Annotated in this window: 11 protein-coding genes, 1 pseudogene and 1 other annotated feature; of the genes and pseudogenes, 8 read left to right on the top strand and 4 right to left on the bottom strand. The window is 56.8% G+C overall.

The genetic code is table 11. The features are described 5' to 3' along the window. Positions 1-117 precede the first annotated feature (117 nt). Both acrB and acrA read right to left on the bottom strand, forming a co-directional pair. Positions 118-3,264, bottom strand: coding sequence for a multidrug efflux RND transporter permease subunit AcrB (gene acrB / locus P346_RS05685; RefSeq protein WP_029741964.1), 3,147 nt, complete (start codon positions 3,262-3,264; stop codon positions 118-120). Positions 3,265-3,286: 22 nt separating this feature from the next. Then, the gene (acrA, locus tag P346_RS05690) at positions 3,287-4,480 is read right to left on the bottom strand and encodes a multidrug efflux RND transporter periplasmic adaptor subunit AcrA (protein WP_029741963.1); all 1,194 of its coding nucleotides are present in this window, start codon (positions 4,478-4,480) and stop codon (positions 3,287-3,289) included. A gap of 141 nt (positions 4,481-4,621) precedes the next feature. Here acrA and acrR point away from each other — a divergent pair, with 141 nt between their 5' ends. Next, positions 4,622-5,275 (top strand): multidrug efflux transporter transcriptional repressor AcrR, encoded by a 654-nt coding sequence (acrR, locus tag P346_RS05695; protein ID WP_023310602.1) that lies wholly within the window; start codon positions 4,622-4,624, stop codon positions 5,273-5,275. A 113-nt stretch (positions 5,276-5,388) separates the two neighbouring features. Then, complete coding sequence (gene mscK / locus P346_RS05700; protein ID WP_032661481.1) at positions 5,389-8,736, top strand: mechanosensitive channel MscK; 3,348 nt, start codon at positions 5,389-5,391, stop codon at positions 8,734-8,736. A gap of 21 nt (positions 8,737-8,757) precedes the next feature. On the opposite strand, the pseudogene rsmS reads toward mscK, so the two are convergent. Together rsmS and priC are read right to left on the bottom strand one after the other, a co-directional pair. Next, positions 8,758-8,950, bottom strand: a pseudogene (rsmS, locus tag P346_RS05705) (pleiotropic regulatory protein RsmS). A gap of 13 nt (positions 8,951-8,963) precedes the next feature. Then, positions 8,964-9,491, bottom strand: coding sequence for a primosomal replication protein N'' (gene priC / locus P346_RS05710; RefSeq protein WP_032661478.1), 528 nt, complete (start codon positions 9,489-9,491; stop codon positions 8,964-8,966). 50 nt (positions 9,492-9,541) lie between these two features. Between priC and P346_RS05715 the strand changes: the two genes are divergently transcribed. The 6 genes from P346_RS05715 to htpG all read left to right on the top strand — a co-directional run bounded on the left by P346_RS05715 (position 9,542) and on the right by htpG (position 15,615). Then, on the top strand, positions 9,542-9,919 hold the full coding sequence (locus tag P346_RS05715; protein WP_032661476.1) for a DUF454 family protein: 378 nt from the start codon (positions 9,542-9,544) through the stop codon (positions 9,917-9,919). 150 nt (positions 9,920-10,069) lie between these two features. After that, positions 10,070-10,621, top strand: coding sequence for an adenine phosphoribosyltransferase (gene apt / locus P346_RS05720; RefSeq protein ID WP_000127359.1), 552 nt, complete (start codon positions 10,070-10,072; stop codon positions 10,619-10,621). An 88-nt stretch (positions 10,622-10,709) separates the two neighbouring features. Further along, the gene (gene dnaX, locus P346_RS05725) at positions 10,710-12,638 is read left to right on the top strand and encodes a DNA polymerase III subunit gamma/tau (RefSeq protein ID WP_032661473.1); all 1,929 of its coding nucleotides are present in this window, start codon (positions 10,710-10,712) and stop codon (positions 12,636-12,638) included. Then, positions 11,968-12,032, top strand: a sequence feature (DnaX frameshifting element). Its footprint overlaps the gene before it by 65 nt. Before the next feature lie 54 nt (positions 12,639-12,692). Then, the gene (locus tag P346_RS05730) at positions 12,693-13,025 is read left to right on the top strand and encodes a YbaB/EbfC family nucleoid-associated protein (protein WP_003858972.1); all 333 of its coding nucleotides are present in this window, start codon (positions 12,693-12,695) and stop codon (positions 13,023-13,025) included. Continuing rightward, positions 13,025-13,630, top strand: a complete 606-nt coding sequence (gene recR, locus P346_RS05735) for a recombination mediator RecR (protein WP_008499298.1) — start codon at positions 13,025-13,027, stop codon at positions 13,628-13,630. Before P346_RS05730 ends, recR begins: the two co-directional genes overlap by 1 nt. A 110-nt stretch (positions 13,631-13,740) precedes the next feature. After that, positions 13,741-15,615 carry a molecular chaperone HtpG gene (gene htpG / locus P346_RS05740; protein ID WP_032661471.1) on the top strand — a complete coding sequence of 625 codons (1,875 nt, stop codon included), beginning with the start codon at positions 13,741-13,743 and terminating at the stop codon, positions 15,613-15,615. Positions 15,616-15,710 lie beyond the last annotated feature (95 nt).

The raw sequence follows: 15,710 nt of genomic DNA, 5'->3' as shown, positions 1-15,710 counted from the left end.
TGATATGTCTATTTAAGATGGCAGAAAATAAATAGAGCCACAATAAGCGTAATTTATGATTTTTTCTGAAAATGAAAAAGGCCGCTAATGCGGCCTTTTTATGATGTGAAACCGGTATCAGTGAGGTTCTACCGAATGACTGTGTTCAACATCTTCATTCTTGCGGCTAAAGCGGCGGCGAACCACCACGAAGAACACCGGTACGAAGAAGATAGCCAGTACGGTCGCGGTAACCATACCGCCCATCACGCCTGTACCTACTGCGTTCTGCGCGCCGGAGCCCGCACCGGAGCTGATAACCAGCGGCAGTACGCCGAGGATAAACGCCAGCGACGTCATCAGGATTGGGCGCAGACGCATACGAACCGCCTCAAGCGTCGCCTCAATAAGGCCTTTGCCTTCTTTCTCCATCAGATCTTTGGCGAATTCAACGATAAGTATCGCGTTCTTCGCCGACAAGCCAATGGTTGTCAGCAGGCCTACCTGGAAGTAAACGTCGTTGGTCAGTCCACGGAACGTTGCCGCAAGCAGCGCACCGATAACCCCGAGTGGAACCACCAGCATAACGGAGAACGGAATCGACCAGCTCTCGTACAGTGCCGCCAGACACAGGAAGACTACAATCAGTGAAATGGCGTACAGAGCAGGGGCCTGGTTACCGGACAGACGTTCCTGATAGGACATACCGGTCCAGTCGTAGCCGATACCCGCAGGCAGTTTGCTTGCCAGCTCTTCCATCAGGTTCATGGCTTCACCGGTGCTTCGGCCCGGAGCAGCCTGACCCAGGATCTCCATCGATGGCAGACCGTTATAGCGTTCCAGACGCGGTGAACCGTATTCCCAGCGCGACGTTGAGAACGCCGAGAACGGAACCATCTGACCATTGCTGCCGCGCACGAACCAGCTGTTGATATCGTTCGGCAACATACGGTACTGCGCCTCTGACATCACGTACACTTTCTTCACGCGACCGCGGTCGATGAAGTCGTTAACGTAGCTACCGCCCCAGGCCGCGCCCAGCGTGGTGTTGATGTCACTGATGGATACGCCCAGCGCCTGGGCTTTTTCCTGGTCGATATCGATCTTGTACTGCGGCGTATCTTCCAGGCCGTTTGGACGCACGCCAACCAGCAGGTCAGGGTGTTTAGCGACTTCACCAAACAGCTGGTTACGCGCCTGCGTCAGTTTTTCGTGACCCAGACCGCCCTGGTCAATCAGCTGGAAGTCGAAGCCGGTTGCGGTACCCAGTTCAACAATCGCTGGCAGGTTAAAGGCGAAGACCATCGCATCTTTAATCTGCGAGAAGGTGCCCATTGCACGGCCGGTGATGGCTTCAACCTTGTTCTTTTCGCCCGGACGTTCAGACCAGTCTTTCAGAGAAACGAAGGCAATACCGGTGTTCTGACCACGACCCGCAAAGCCAAAGCCGTTAACCGCAAACACGGATTCAACGTTGTCTTTCTCTTTGGTGAGATAGTAGTCCGTCACTTCATCCAGCACTTTCTGGGTACGCTCTTGCGAGGCACCCGCCGGAAGCTGTGCCATCGTCAGGAACACGCCCTGGTCTTCATCTGGCAGGAACGAGCTTGGCAGACGAACGAACAGGAAGGCCATGCCCACCACGATGATGATATAGAGCAGCAGGTAACGACCGGTGCTGCGCAGGATGTTACCCACGCTGTCGGTGTAGTGGTGCGTGCTCTTATCGAACATGCGGTTAAACCAGCCGAAGAACCCTTTATGCTCGCCGTGACCGCCTTTCTGAATCGGCTTCAGCATGGTGGCACACAGGGCAGGGGTCAGGATCAACGCCACCAGCACCGACAGCGCCATCGCGGAAACGATGGTAATAGAGAACTGACGGTAAATCGCACCGGTGGATCCCCCGAAGAAGGCCATCGGGATAAATACCGCAGACAGCACCATCGCGATACCGACCAGCGCGCCCTGGATCTGGCCCATTGATTTACGGGTCGCTTCCTTCGGCGGCAGACCTTCCTCCGCCATGACGCGCTCGACGTTCTCGACCACGACGATGGCGTCATCCACCAGCAGGCCGATGGCGAGCACCATCCCGAACATCGTCAGGGTGTTTATCGAGTAGCCGAATATCGACAGGATCGCAAAGGTCCCGAGCAGAACAACCGGCACGGCAATCGTTGGGATAAGCGTCGCGCGGAAGTTTTGCAGGAACAGGTACATCACCAGGAATACCAGGATGATCGCCTCAACCAGCGTCTTAACCACTTCGTGAATCGAGATTTTTACGAACGGCGTGGTGTCGTACGGGTAAACGATTTTCAGACCTGACGGGAAGAACGGTTCCATCTTCTTCAGCTCTGCGCGGATCGCCGTGGCGGTGTCCAGGGCGTTAGCGCCTGTCGCCAGTTTGATACCCAGACCGGAAGCCGGTTTACCGTTAAACTTCGCGATGATGTCGTAGTTCTCACCGCCCAGCTCAACTTTCGCCACGTCGCGCAGGCGAACCTGCGAACCGTCCTGATTCACTTTCAGCAGAATTTTGCTGAACTCATCGGCAGAGGTCAGACGGGTCTGCGCGATGATCGAGGCGTTAAGCTGCTGGCCTTTCACCGGCGGCGTACCGCCGAGCTGACCGGCCGCTACCTGGGCGTTCTGCGCTTTAATCGCGCTGATCACGTCAACCGGCGTCAGCTGGAAGTTGTTCAGCTTGTTCGGATCCATCCAGATACGCATCGCGTACTGGGAACCGAACAGCTGCACGTCACCCACACCGGAAGTACGGCTGATGGCGTCCTTCATGTTGGCGCCCACGTAGTCGGAAATATCCTCCTGCGTCATGGTGCCGTTGGTGTTGATAACGCCGACAACCATCAGGAAGCTACTGGACGATTTCTCAACGCTCACACCCTGCTGTTGAACTTCCTGCGGCAGCAAAGGCATTGCCAGCTGCAGTTTGTTCTGCACCTGAACCTGCGCAATGTCAGCATCCGTACCTGACTGGAAGGTCAGGGTGATCTGAACCGTACCGGTGGAGTCACTGTTTGAGGACATGTACATCAGGTTATCGATACCGTTCATGTTCTGTTCGATAACCTGGGTGACGGTATCCTGCACCGTTTTCGCATCAGCCCCCGGGTAGGTTGCGGAAATTGTCACCGCCGGTGGCGCAATCGTTGGATATTGCGCGACAGGCAGCTTCAGGATCGCAAGTCCCCCGGCCAGCATGATGATAATGGCGATCACCCACGCAAATATGGGGCGATCGATAAAGAAATTAGGCATGTCTTAACGGCTCCTGTTTAAGTTAAGACTTGGTTTGTTCTGACTGGCCAGCGGCCGAAGCTTGTTGTTTATCGTCAGATTTCACTTCCTGTGCTTTAACCTGCGCGCCAGGACGAACTTTTTGCAAACCAGTAACAATCACGCGATCGCCATCTTTCAGACCTTCCGTCACCAGCCATTTATCGCCAATCGCCTGGGTGGCGGTGATATTGCGCGTTTCGACTTTGTCATCAGCCCCAACAACCAGCGCGCTCGCATCGCCGCGTGGCGTACGGGTCACACCCTGCTGTGGAACCAGAAGTGCGGTTGGATTCGTTCCTTCTTCCAGACGTGCGCGAACGAACATACCTGGCAGCAGATTTTTGTCAGGGTTCGGGAAAATCGCACGTAAGGTGATGGAACCGGTGGTCTGGTCGACCGTCACGTCAGAGAATTCCAGCGTACCTTCCTGCGGGAACTTGATACCGTCGTTGGTAATCAACTCCACTTTGGCTTTGCCGTTTTCCTGTTTCAGGGTGCCGTTAGCCAGCTCCTGTTTCAGGCGCAGGAAATCGTTGCTGGACTGCGTCACGTCAACGTAGATCGGATCAAGCTGCTGCACGGTTGCCAGCGCATTGGTCTGACCGTTCTGCACCAGCGCCCCTTCCGTGACGGAAGACTTACCAATACGACCGCTGATAGGGGAGGTCACTTTGGTATAGGCCAGGTTAATGCGCGCGGTTTCGACGGCCGCTTTGGCTGCCACTACGGCCGCGTTAGCCTGCTGTGCATCGGCCAGAGCGGTATCGTAATCCTGTTGGCTGATGTACTTGGTACCGAGCAGCTTTTGGTAGCGGTTCAACGTCAGCTGAGCAATTTTGGCCGCGGCTTGTGCTTTCGCCAGATCACCTTTCGCACTTTCATAAGAGGCCTGATAGGTTGCTGGATCAATCTGATACAGAGACTCACCGGCTTTCACATCACCGCCTTCGGTGAAGTTACGCTTCAGGATAATGCCGCTAACCTGAGGACGCACTTCCGCAATGCGGTAAGCATTGGTACGGCCTGGTAATTCGGTGGTGATTTGTAGAGGTTCAGATTTGAGCGTCACGACGCCTACTTCTGGCGCCTGCTGAGCTCCTTGTTGAGCTGGTTTGTCGTCACATCCTGTTAGCGCTAAGCTGCCTGAGAGCATCAGAACGACCGCCAGAGGCGTTAACCCTCTGTTTTTGTTCATATGTAAACCTCGAGTGTCCGATTTCAAATTGATCAAGGGTCCTGAGTCTAAAAACCCATTGCTGCGTTTATATTATCGTCATGCTATGGTACATACATTCACAAATGTATGTAAATCTGACTCCTGTAAATTCACCCACCTATGGCACGAAAAACTAAACAACAAGCGCTGGAAACCCGACAACACATTCTGGATGTGGCAATACGTTTGTTCTCGCAGCAGGGTGTTTCATCCACCTCGCTGGCGCAGATTGCTCAGGCTGCCGGTGTGACGCGAGGAGCGATTTACTGGCATTTTAAAGATAAGTCAGATCTGTTCAGTGAAATCTGGGAGCTTTCAGAGTCCAGCATTAGCGATCTAGAGAGTGAGTATCGGGCAAAATTCCCTGACGATCCACTCTCAGTATTGAGAGAAATATTAGTATATATCCTTGAAGCAACGGTAGTTGAAGAACGTCGCAGATTAATGATGGAGATTATTTTTCATAAATGCGAGTTCGTGGGCGAGATGGCGGTGGTGCAGCAGGCGCAACGCAGCCTTAGCCTGGAGAGCTATGATCGTATTGAACAGAACCTGAACCTGTGTATGCAGGCAAAACTATTACCGGCCAATCTCTTGACCCGACGGGCGGCAATCCTGATGCGCAGCTACATTTCAGGTCTGATGGAAAACTGGCTTTTCGCGCCGCAATCCTTTGACCTCAAAGAGGAAGCCCGCAGCTACGTGGCGATTTTACTGGAAATGCTACAGCTCTGCCCCACGCTGCGCAGCGACGCGCCTTCGCTAACGGCCTGATCCCTTTCCAGGATTTATCTCAGAGGATAACGTTCGCGCTATTCTGCTTTCGGCGAGCGTGATATTCTTCACGCCGGACTATTTTCGGTCATCTTCTGACATCATTCATAACTATGCTGCCCATCAATCGCTCGCAACATCCTGTTTTTGCATTGCTCTTTGCGATGCTGTTTTTCTTCGCCACGGCGCCGCTGACCTGGGCCCGCGCCGATAACAGCAACGATATTCCCTCGCGCGGCGATGTTCAGTCGCAGCTCGACACGCTGAACAAACAAAAAGATCTCTCTCCTCAGGATAAGCTCATCCAGCAGGATCTGACGGAAACGCTGGAAACGCTGGATAAAATTGAACGCGTCAAAGCAGAAACTGCCCAGCTTCGACAGAAGGTGGCGCAGGCGCCTGAAAATATGCGCAAAGCGACGGAATCGCTGAACGCCCTGAGCGACGTCGATAACGATACCGAAACGCGCAAGACGCTCTCAACGCTCTCCTTACGCCAGCTTGAGTCTCGCGTCGCGCAGCTGCTCGACGACCTGCAAACCGCGCAGTCAGATCTCGCAACCTATAACAGCCAGCTTGTCTCGCTGCAGACCCAGCCCGAGCGCGTGCAAAACGCGATGTACGCCGCGTCTCAGCAGCTGCAGCAAATTCGTAACCGTCTGAACGGCACGACGGTAGGCGAAGGCACGCTGCGCCCGACGCAGCAAACCCTGCTGCTGGTTCAGCAGACCTTGCTCAATGCGCAAATCGAACAGCAGCGTAAAAGCCTGGAAGGGAATACGGTGCTGCAGGACACGCTTCAGAAACAGCGTGATTACGTCACCGCGAACATTAATCGCCTGGAACACCAGCTTCAGCTGTTGCAGGAGGCGGTAAACAGCAAACGCCTGACCCTGACGGAAAAAACCGCCCAGGAGGCCGTATCGCCTGACGAAACCGCCCGTATTCAGGCGAATCCGCTGGTGAAACAGGAGCTCGAGGCCAACCACCAGCTTAGCCAGCGCCTGATACTGGCGACGGAAAACGGTAACTCGCTGGTTCAGCAAAATATTAAAGTGAAGAACTGGCTGGATCGCGCGCTGCAGGCTGAACGCAACATCAAAGAGCAGATTGCGGTTCTGAAGGGCAGCCTCCTGCTGTCGCGTATTCTCTACCAGCAGCAGCAGACGCTCCCGTCCGCCGATGAGCTGGAGGACATGACCAACCGCATTGCGGATTTACGTCTGGAACAGTTTGACGTCAACCAGCAGCGCGATGCCCTTTTCCAGAGCGATACCTTTGTCGCCAAAATTGAAGAGGGGCATTCCAGCGACGTGAACCCGGAAGTGCACGACGCGCTGCTCCAGGTCGTCGATATGCGTCGCGAGCTGCTGGACCAGCTCAACAAACAGCTGGGCAACCAGCTGATGATGGCCATTAACCTGCAAATCAACCAGCAGCAGCTGGTGAGTGTCTCGAAAAGCCTGCAGGAGATCCTGACCCAGCAGATTTTCTGGGTGAACAGCAACAAGCCGATGGACTGGGACTGGGTCAAATCCTTCCCGGAGACGCTGAAAACGCAGATCAAGAGCATGAAGATCACCGTAAACTGGGAGAAAGCCTGGCCTGCGGTGACGATTGCCTTGCTGGCGGGATTACCGCTGCTGCTGATTGCCGGCCTGATCCGCTGGCGTCTGGGCTGGCTGAAAAAATATCAGGCGAAGCTGGCCTCCGAAGTGGGGCAGCTGCGCAACGATAGCCAGCTCCATACGCCAAAAGCGATTCTGCTCGATCTCATCCGCGCCCTGCCGGTGTGCCTGATAATCCTGGCCGTGGGCCTGATTCTGCTTACCATGCAGCTCAACGTCAGCGATCTGCTGTGGGCGTTCAGTAAAAAACTGGCGCTGTTCTGGCTGGTCTTTGGCGTGTGCTGGAAGGTGCTGGAAAAAGACGGCGTGGCGGTGCGTCATTTCAACATGCCTGCGCAGCTGACCAGCCACTGGCGTCGTCAGATTGTGCGCATCAGCCTGGCGCTCCTGCCGCTGCACTTCTGGTCGGTTGTCTCTGAGCTTTCTCCGCTGCACCTGATGGATGACGTGCTGGGCCAGCTGGTTATCCTGCTGAACCTGCTGCTGATTGCGATCCTGATGTGGCCGATGTGCCGCGACAGCTGGCGTGATAAAGAGTCCCACAATATTCGCCTGGCCACCGTGACGGTGCTGGCGATCATTCCGCTGGCGCTGATGGTGCTGACGGCAACGGGCTACTTCTACACCACGCTGCGCCTGTCCGGGCGCTGGATTGAAACGGTCTATCTGGTGATCGTCTGGAACCTGCTCTATCAGACCGTGCTGCGTGGCCTGAGCGTGGCGGCCCGCCGCATCGCCTATCGTCGTGCTATCGCGCGTCGTCAGCATCAGGTGAAAGAGGGGGCCGAGGGCGCGGAGCCGCAGGAAGAGCCGACCATCGCCCTGGAGCAGGTTAACCAGCAGACGCTGCGTATTACCATGCTGGTGATGATCGCCCTGTTTGCGGTGATGTTCTGGGCTATCTGGTCCGATCTTATTACCGTTTTCGCCTATCTCGACAGTATTACCCTCTGGCAATACAACGGTACCGAAGCGGGCGCGGCGGTCATGAAAAGCGTGACCATGGGCAGCCTGCTGTTTGCGCTGGTGTCGTCGGTGGTGGCCTGGGCGCTGATTCGCAACCTGCCTGGCCTGCTCGAAGTGCTGCTCCTGTCACGTCTGAATCTTCGCCAGGGGGCGTCCTACGCCATTACTACGATCCTCAACTACGTGATCATTATTGTTGGGGCGATGACGGTCTTTGGCTCGCTTGGCGTTTCGTGGGATAAACTGCAGTGGCTGGCGGCCGCCCTCTCGGTCGGTCTTGGTTTTGGCCTGCAGGAGATCTTCGGTAACTTTGTGTCCGGCCTGATCATCCTGTTCGAACGCCCGGTACGAATCGGCGATACCGTCACCATCGGCACCTTCTCCGGTACGGTCAGCAAGATCCGCATTCGTGCCACCACCATCACCGACTTCGATCGCAAAGAGGTGATCATCCCGAACAAAGCGTTCGTGACCGAGCGTCTGATCAACTGGTCGCTTTCCGATACGGTGACGCGCGTGGTGATCCGCCTGGGCGTAGCCTATGGATCGGATCTGGAGAAGGTGAAAGAGGTGCTGCTCAAGGCGGCGTCAGAACATCCGAAAGTGATGCACGATCCGGCTCCGGCGGTCTTCTTCACCACCTTTGGGCCGAGCACGCTGGATCACGAGCTGCGTTTATACGTGCGCGAGCTGCGCGACCGCAGCTACACGGTGGATGAACTTAACCGCTCTATCGATCGTCTGTGCCGTGAAAACGATATTAATATCGCCTTCAACCAGCTTGAGGTTCACCTGCGCAACGAGAAGGGTGATGAGCATACGGAAGTGAAGCGCGAGATTAAGGGTGACGATCCGACTCCGGCGTAATCTATTATTTTCCCTCTGCCCTCAGGGGCGAGGGAACAATTTTTCCCCCTCTCCCTCAGGGAGAGGGCCGGGGTGAGGGTAATTTACCTTCAAAATCCCGCCGCACAATCTCCAGTGCCTTAAGCACCGTTTCGGCGGGGATCTCATGATTCTCCAGCAGCATAATCAAATCGACGGCCAGCTTGACCTCATCGGGTGCATTTTCCAGTGACATGGTGTGGCTCCTGTTAACGGGTCAAACGTTCAATGACGCGCTCAATCTCATCCCGCGCCTGACGGCAGCGGACGATGCGTCCTTCCAGCGCGCTAATCTCGCGCATCAATAGCTGCTGTTCCTCCAGCGTTTCGCTGTTGTTCAGCCGCACTTCGCGTTCGCGCTTCATCTCAAACAGCCGGCGCTCAAACTCCTGGTTCTCCAGCCGCTTGCGCTGCCATTTACCGAGGCCCGGCGAGGCGCTGTCCCAGGCGCGCAGCGGCCAGGCGGCGATTTCGCGATGCAGAGCGGTGATCTGTTCAGTGAGATGCTCCGCAAGCCACGCCAACTGTTCCTGCTGTTCACTCTCAACCGCATGGCGAAGCTCGTCGAGGTTCGTCTGCGCTTCCGCCAGATAATCCTGAATGACGGTGCTGCGGGTACGAAAAAGCTGCCGGTCAAAGCGCGGCTTCAGCGTGGCGTGCCCCATTAGCGGTGTAGCTTGCTCCTTCAGAGCAATCAGCTGATTTTGCAGCCTCTCAAGAAGCAGTGCTGTTTTCAAGGCGCTCTCCAGTGGTAAAGTAGCCGTTCAGTTTGATAACGATTCGCATTATGAAGCGTACTATTTTAATCATCATTGGCTGGCTCGCGGTAGTGCTCGGCACGCTGGGCGTGTTTTTACCCTTGCTGCCGACCACCCCGTTTATCCTGTTGGCGGCCTGGTGCTTCGCCCGCTCGTCGCCGCGTTTTCACCACTGGCTGCTCTATCGCTCGTGGTTTGGCGGCTATCTGCGGCACTGGCAAAAACACCGGGCCATGCCGCCCGGCGCGAAGCCGCGCGCGATCGTGGTGATCCTCATCACCTTTGCTATTTCATTATGGCTGGTGAAAATGATGTGGGTACGCATTCTGCTGCTGGCGATCCTCTCCTGCCTGCTTATCTTCATGTGGCGGATCCCCGTGGTTGATGAAAAGCAACAAAAGCACTGAAGCCTTATCATGACTGTTGCAATTATTGCGCACAGCCAGTAAATTCGACCGTTTTCGAGCACAGGTGCGCCTGGTCAAAGGTTAAACAATTGTTGCCTTGGCCGACTCGTTGCGCGCTGTGAGTAACACTGTTTCATTTAGGCAAAACCGATGACCGCAACTGCACAGCAGCTTGAATATCTGAAAAACAGCATCAAAAGCATCCAGGACTATCCAAAGCCTGGCATTCTTTTCCGTGATGTCACCAGCTTGCTGGAAGACCCGAAAGCGTACGCGCTCAGCATTGAACTGCTGGTAGAGCGTTATAAAAACGCCGGGATCACCAAAGTAGTAGGTACCGAAGCCCGTGGCTTCCTGTTTGGCGCACCGGTTGCGCTGGCAATGGGCGTGGGTTTTGTGCCGGTGCGTAAGCCGCGCAAACTGCCGCGTGAAACCATTGCTGAGAGCTATGAGCTGGAGTACGGCACCGATCAGCTGGAGATCCACGTTGATGCGATCAAGCCTGGCGACAAGGTGCTGGTGGTGGACGATCTGCTGGCAACCGGCGGTACCATTGAAGCGACCGTGAAGCTGATCCGTCGTCTGGGTGGTGAAGTGACCGACGCGGCATTCATCATCAACCTGTTCGATCTCGGCGGTGAACAGCGCCTGGAAAAACAGGGCATTACCAGCTACAGCCTGGTGCCTTTCCCGGGTCATTAATCCCGGTTTTCACAACCTCGCTCAATGGGTGAGGTTGTGATAGCATTCCCCTCCATAAATTCACCTTCCAGCGTTGCAGAGCCTGCCCATGAGTTATCAGGTGTTAGCCCGTAAATGGCGACCACAAACCTTTGCTGACGTTGTCGGTCAGGAACATGTGCTGACGGCCCTGGCGAACGGCTTGTCGCTAGGTCGCATCCATCACGCCTATCTTTTCTCCGGCACCCGCGGCGTCGGTAAGACCTCTATTGCCCGTTTGCTGGCAAAAGGTCTCAACTGCGAAACCGGGATCACCGCCACGCCGTGCGGCGTGTGTGATAACTGCCGCGAGATCGAGCAGGGGCGTTTTGTCGATCTGATCGAGATCGACGCCGCCTCGCGCACCAAAGTGGAAGATACCCGCGATCTGCTCGATAACGTGCAGTACGCCCCGGCGCGCGGCCGCTTCAAGGTCTACCTGATCGATGAAGTGCACATGCTGTCGCGCCACAGCTTTAACGCCCTGCTGAAAACGCTGGAAGAGCCGCCCGCGCACGTGAAGTTCCTGCTGGCGACCACCGATCCGCAAAAGCTGCCGGTCACGATCCTGTCGCGCTGCCTGCAGTTCCATCTGAAGGCGCTGGACGTTGAACAGATCCGCGCGCAGCTTGAGCACATTCTTGATGAAGAGAAGATCGTTCACGAGCCGCGCGCCCTGCAGCTGCTGGCCCGCGCGGCGGACGGCAGCCTGCGTGATGCGCTCAGCCTGACCGACCAGGCGATTGCCAGCGGCGACGGCAAGCTCTCCACCGATGCGGTCAGCACCATGCTCGGCACGCTGGATGACGATCAGGCGCTGTCGCTTATCGAAGCGATGATTGCCGCCAACGGCGAACGCGTGATGTCGCAGGTGAATGCCGCCGCTGCCCGGGGTATCGAATGGGAAGGGCTGCTGGTTGAGATGCTCAGCCTGCTGCACCGCGTGGCGATGCTGCAGCTTTCTCCGTCCGCCATCGGTGCGGATATGGCCGCCATTGAACAGCGGATGCGTGAACTTGCCCGCACCGTGCCGCCTGCCGACGTGCAGCTGTATTACCAGACGCTGCTGATTGGCCGCAAAGAGCTACCGTTCGCGCCGGATCCGCGGATGGGCGTTGAAATGACGCTGCTGCGCGCGCTGGCGTTCCACCCGCGCATGCCATTGCCGGAGCCGGAAGTGCCGCGGCAGTCTTTCGCGCCTGTCGCCCCTACGGCGGTGATGTCGCCGCAGCAGGTGCCACCGCAGCCGACACCGCCGCCGCAGCAAAACGTGCCGCTGTCGGATGCCACCAGTTCGGTGCTTGCCGCACGCAGCCAGCTGCAGCGTGCGCAGGGAGTAACCAAACCAAAAAAGAGTGAACCGGCAGCGCCAGGAAGAGCGCGGCCGGTGAACAACGCCGCGCTTGAACGACTGGCCTCGGTAACGGAGCGCGTACAGTCGCGTCCGGCACCGTCCGCGCTCGAGCAGAAAGCCCCGGTGAAAGAAGAGGCTTACCGCTGGAAGGCAACCACCATCACCGAAGAGGTGAAGGAAGAGGTCGCCACGCCGAAAGCGCTGAAAAAGGCGCTGGAGCATGAGAAAACGCCGGAGCTTTCCGCGAAGCTTGCCGAAGAGTCCATTGCGCGCGACGCCTGGGCCGCCGAGGTCAGCAAACTTCAGCTGCCGAAGCTGGTGGAGCAGGTCGCGCTGAATGCCTGGAAAGAGCAGGACGGCAATCAGGTGCGTTTACACCTGCGTCCGGGTCAGCGGCACCTCAATTCCCCTGGCGCGCAAAAGGCGCTGGCCGAGGCGCTCACTGCATTACAGGGTGCGCCGGTTGAATTGACTATCATTGAAGATGATAATCCGGCAGTGAAAACGCCGCTCGAGTGGCGCCAGGCCATTTATGAAGAAAAGCTCGCGCAGGCGCGCGAGGCGATTATTGCGGATAACAACATTCAGACCCTGCGCCGGTTCTTCGACGCCGATCTGGATGAAGAGAGTATTCGCCCCATTTGATCGTGAGTCTGACTTACGGTTGTAATCCTTAAACGTGAAAGAAGAGAGAAGCCTATGTTTGGTGGAAAAGGCGGTCTGGGTGGCCTGATGAAGCAGGCTCAGCAGATGCAGGAAAAAATGCAGAAGATGCAGGAAGAGATCGCTCAGCTGGAAGTCACGGGTGAGTCCGGTGCCGGTCTGGTCAAAGTGACCATCAACGGTGCGCACAACTGCCGTCGCGTGGAAATCGACCCGAGCCTGCTCGAAGACGACAAAGAAATGCTGGAAGATCTGGTTGCAGCGGCGTTTAACGATGCCGCTCGCCGTATCGACGAAACTCAGAAAGAGAAAATGGCCTCTGTTTCCAGCGGTATGCAGCTGCCGCCTGGCTTCAAGATGCCATTCTGATGCAAACCAGTCCGCTGCTCACGCAGTTAATGGAAGCACTGCGCTGCCTGCCGGGCGTTGGCCCGAAGTCGGCGCAGCGCATGGCGTTTACGCTATTGCAGCGCGACCGCAGCGGCGGGATGCGCCTGGCGCAGGCTTTAACCCGCGCCATGTCAGAAATTGGTCACTGTGCGGATTGCCGCACCTTTACCGAGCAGGACGTGTGTAACATCTGTACGAACCCGCGTCGTCAGGAAAACGGTCAGATTTGCGTGGTGGAGAGTCCGGCGGACATCTACGCCATCGAACAAACCGGGCAGTTTTCCGGCCGCTACTTCGTGCTGATGGGGCATCTCTCCCCGCTGGACGGCATTGGCCCGGATGATATCGGTCTTGACCGCCTTGAACAGCGTCTTGAGTCCGAAACCATCAAAGAGGTGATCCTCGCCACCAACCCGACGGTGGAAGGGGAGGCAACCGCCAACTACATCGCCGAACTGTGCTCGCAGTACGGCGTTGACGCCAGCCGCATCGCCCACGGCGTGCCGGTGGGCGGCGAGCTGGAAATGGTGGACGGCACCACGCTGTCGCACTCTCTGGCCGGGCGTCACAAGATTATTTTCTGACCAAACGGAGGCTGCGCGCACGGCCTCCGCTTGAAAATTTCCCCCCTTATCCCCATCTCTCACTCAACGTTTTAAAACCCCATTAAATGGCATTGTTGAGGTCGACATAGATGAAAGGACAAGAAACCCGTGGTTTCCAGTCAGAAGTAAAACAGCTTCTGCACCTGATGATCCATTCCCTGTATTCCAACAAAGAAATTTTCCTGCGTGAGCTGATTTCCAACGCCTCGGACGCGGCGGACAAGCTGCGCTTCCGCGCGCTGTCCAACCCGGACCTGTACGAAGGCGACGGCGAGCTGCGCGTGCGCGTCTCGTTCAACAAAGAGAACCGCACCCTGACCATCGCCGATAACGGCATCGGGATGAACCGCGACGAGGTGATCGACCACCTCGGCACCATCGCCAAATCCGGCACCAAAGCGTTCCTCGAGTCCATGGGCTCTGACCAGGCGAAAGACAGCCAGCTCATCGGCCAGTTCGGCGTGGGCTTCTACTCGGCGTTTATCGTGGCCGACAAAGTCACCGTGCGTACCCGTGCGGCAGGCGACAGCGCCGAGAACGGCGTCCTGTGGGAATCCAAAGGGGAAGGCGAATACACCGTTGATGACATCACCAAAACGGATCGCGGTACCGAAATCACCCTGCACCTGCGCGAAGGGGAAGACGATTTCCTGAACGACTGGCGCGTGCGCTCCATCATCAGCAAATATTCCGATCACATCGCCCTGCCGGTAGAGATTGAAAAACAGGAAGAGAAAGACGGCGAAACCGTGGTTTCCTGGGAGAAGATCAACAAGGCGCAGGCGCTGTGGACGCGCAACAAGTCTGAAATTAAAGACGACGAATACAACGAGTTCTACAAGCACATCGCCCACGACTTTACCGACCCGCTGACCTGGAGCCACAATCGCGTGGAAGGTAAGCAGGAGTACACCAGCCTGCTGTACATCCCGGCACAGGCGCCGTGGGACATGTGGAACCGCGATCACAAGCACGGCCTGAAGCTGTACGTGCAGCGCGTGTTCATCATGGACGACGCCGAGCAGTTCATGCCGAACTACCTGCGCTTTGTGCGCGGTCTGATAGATTCCAACGATCTGCCGCTGAACGTCTCCCGTGAGATCCTTCAGGACAGTACCGTCACCCGTAACCTGCGCAACGCCCTGACCAAACGTGCGCTGCAGATGCTGGAAAAACTGGCGAAAGACGATGCGGAAAAATATCAGACCTTCTGGAAACAGTTCGGCCTGGTGCTGAAAGAAGGCCCGGCAGAAGACACTGCGAACGTTGAAACGATCGCCAAACTGCTGCGCTTCGCCTCTACGCATACCGACTCCTCCGCGCAGACCGTGTCGCTGGAAGAGTACGTCTCCCGCATGAAAGAAGGGCAGGAGAAGATCTACTACATCACTGCCGACAGCTACGCGGCGGCGAAGAGCAGCCCGCACCTGGAGCTGCTGCGTAAGAAAGGCATCGAGGTGCTGCTGCTTTCTGACCGCATCGACGAGTGGATGATGAACTACCTGACCGAGTTCGACGGTAAATCCTTCCAGTCTGTCGCCAAAGCGGACGAGTCCATCGACAAGCTGGCGGATGAAGTGGACGAAAGCGCGAAAGAAGCCGAGAAGGCGCTGGAGCCGTTCGTTGAGCGCGTGAAAACCCTGCTGGGCGAGCGCGTGAAAGAGGTGCGCTTCACGCACCGTCTGACCGACACCCCGGCGATTGTCACCACCGATGCGGACGAAATGAGCACCCAGATGGCGAAACTGTTCGCTGCGGCGGGCCAGGCGATGCCGGAAGTGAAATATATCTTTGAGCTTAATCCGGATCATCCGCTGGTGAAACGCGCGGCGGATACCCAGGACGACGCCCGCTTTGCCGAGTGGGTTGAACTGCTGCTGGATCAGTCCCTGCTGGCCGAGCGCGGCACGCTGGAAGATCCTAACCTGTTCATTAAACGTGTGAATGCGCTGCTGCTGGCGTAATTGACCACGCCTCCCCTGGTCTTCTCCCTCTCCCGTGGGAGAGGGCCGGGGTGAGGGCACCAGACCGCACCCTCCAAAATAATCTCCCCCCGTTA

Origin of the sequence: Enterobacter sp. DC1 (assembly GCF_000568075.1) — a bacterium.
Taxonomy (GTDB): domain Bacteria; phylum Pseudomonadota; class Gammaproteobacteria; order Enterobacterales; family Enterobacteriaceae; genus Enterobacter; species Enterobacter asburiae.
The sequence above is the reverse complement of the archived record's forward strand: the minus strand, read 5'-3'. Positions and strand labels throughout refer to the sequence as shown.

What these genes read in the sequence shown, in the direction of transcription:
- dnaX (WP_032661473.1), top strand. Translation starts at nt 10,710, where the DNA reads ATGAGTTATCAGGTGTTAGCCCGTAAATGGCGACCACAAACCTTTGCT.
- acrB (WP_029741964.1), bottom strand. Translation starts at nt 3,264, where the DNA reads ATGCCTAATTTCTTTATCGATCGCCCCATATTTGCGTGGGTGATCGCC.
- acrA (WP_029741963.1), bottom strand. Translation starts at nt 4,480, where the DNA reads ATGAACAAAAACAGAGGGTTAACGCCTCTGGCGGTCGTTCTGATGCTC.
- recR (WP_008499298.1), top strand. Translation starts at nt 13,025, where the DNA reads ATGCAAACCAGTCCGCTGCTCACGCAGTTAATGGAAGCACTGCGCTGC.
- acrR (WP_023310602.1), top strand. Translation starts at nt 4,622, where the DNA reads ATGGCACGAAAAACTAAACAACAAGCGCTGGAAACCCGACAACACATT.
- mscK (WP_032661481.1), top strand. Translation starts at nt 5,389, where the DNA reads ATGCTGCCCATCAATCGCTCGCAACATCCTGTTTTTGCATTGCTCTTT.
- P346_RS05730 (WP_003858972.1), top strand. Translation starts at nt 12,693, where the DNA reads ATGTTTGGTGGAAAAGGCGGTCTGGGTGGCCTGATGAAGCAGGCTCAG.
- P346_RS05715 (WP_032661476.1), top strand. Translation starts at nt 9,542, where the DNA reads ATGAAGCGTACTATTTTAATCATCATTGGCTGGCTCGCGGTAGTGCTC.
- htpG (WP_032661471.1), top strand. Translation starts at nt 13,741, where the DNA reads ATGAAAGGACAAGAAACCCGTGGTTTCCAGTCAGAAGTAAAACAGCTT.
- apt (WP_000127359.1), top strand. Translation starts at nt 10,070, where the DNA reads ATGACCGCAACTGCACAGCAGCTTGAATATCTGAAAAACAGCATCAAA.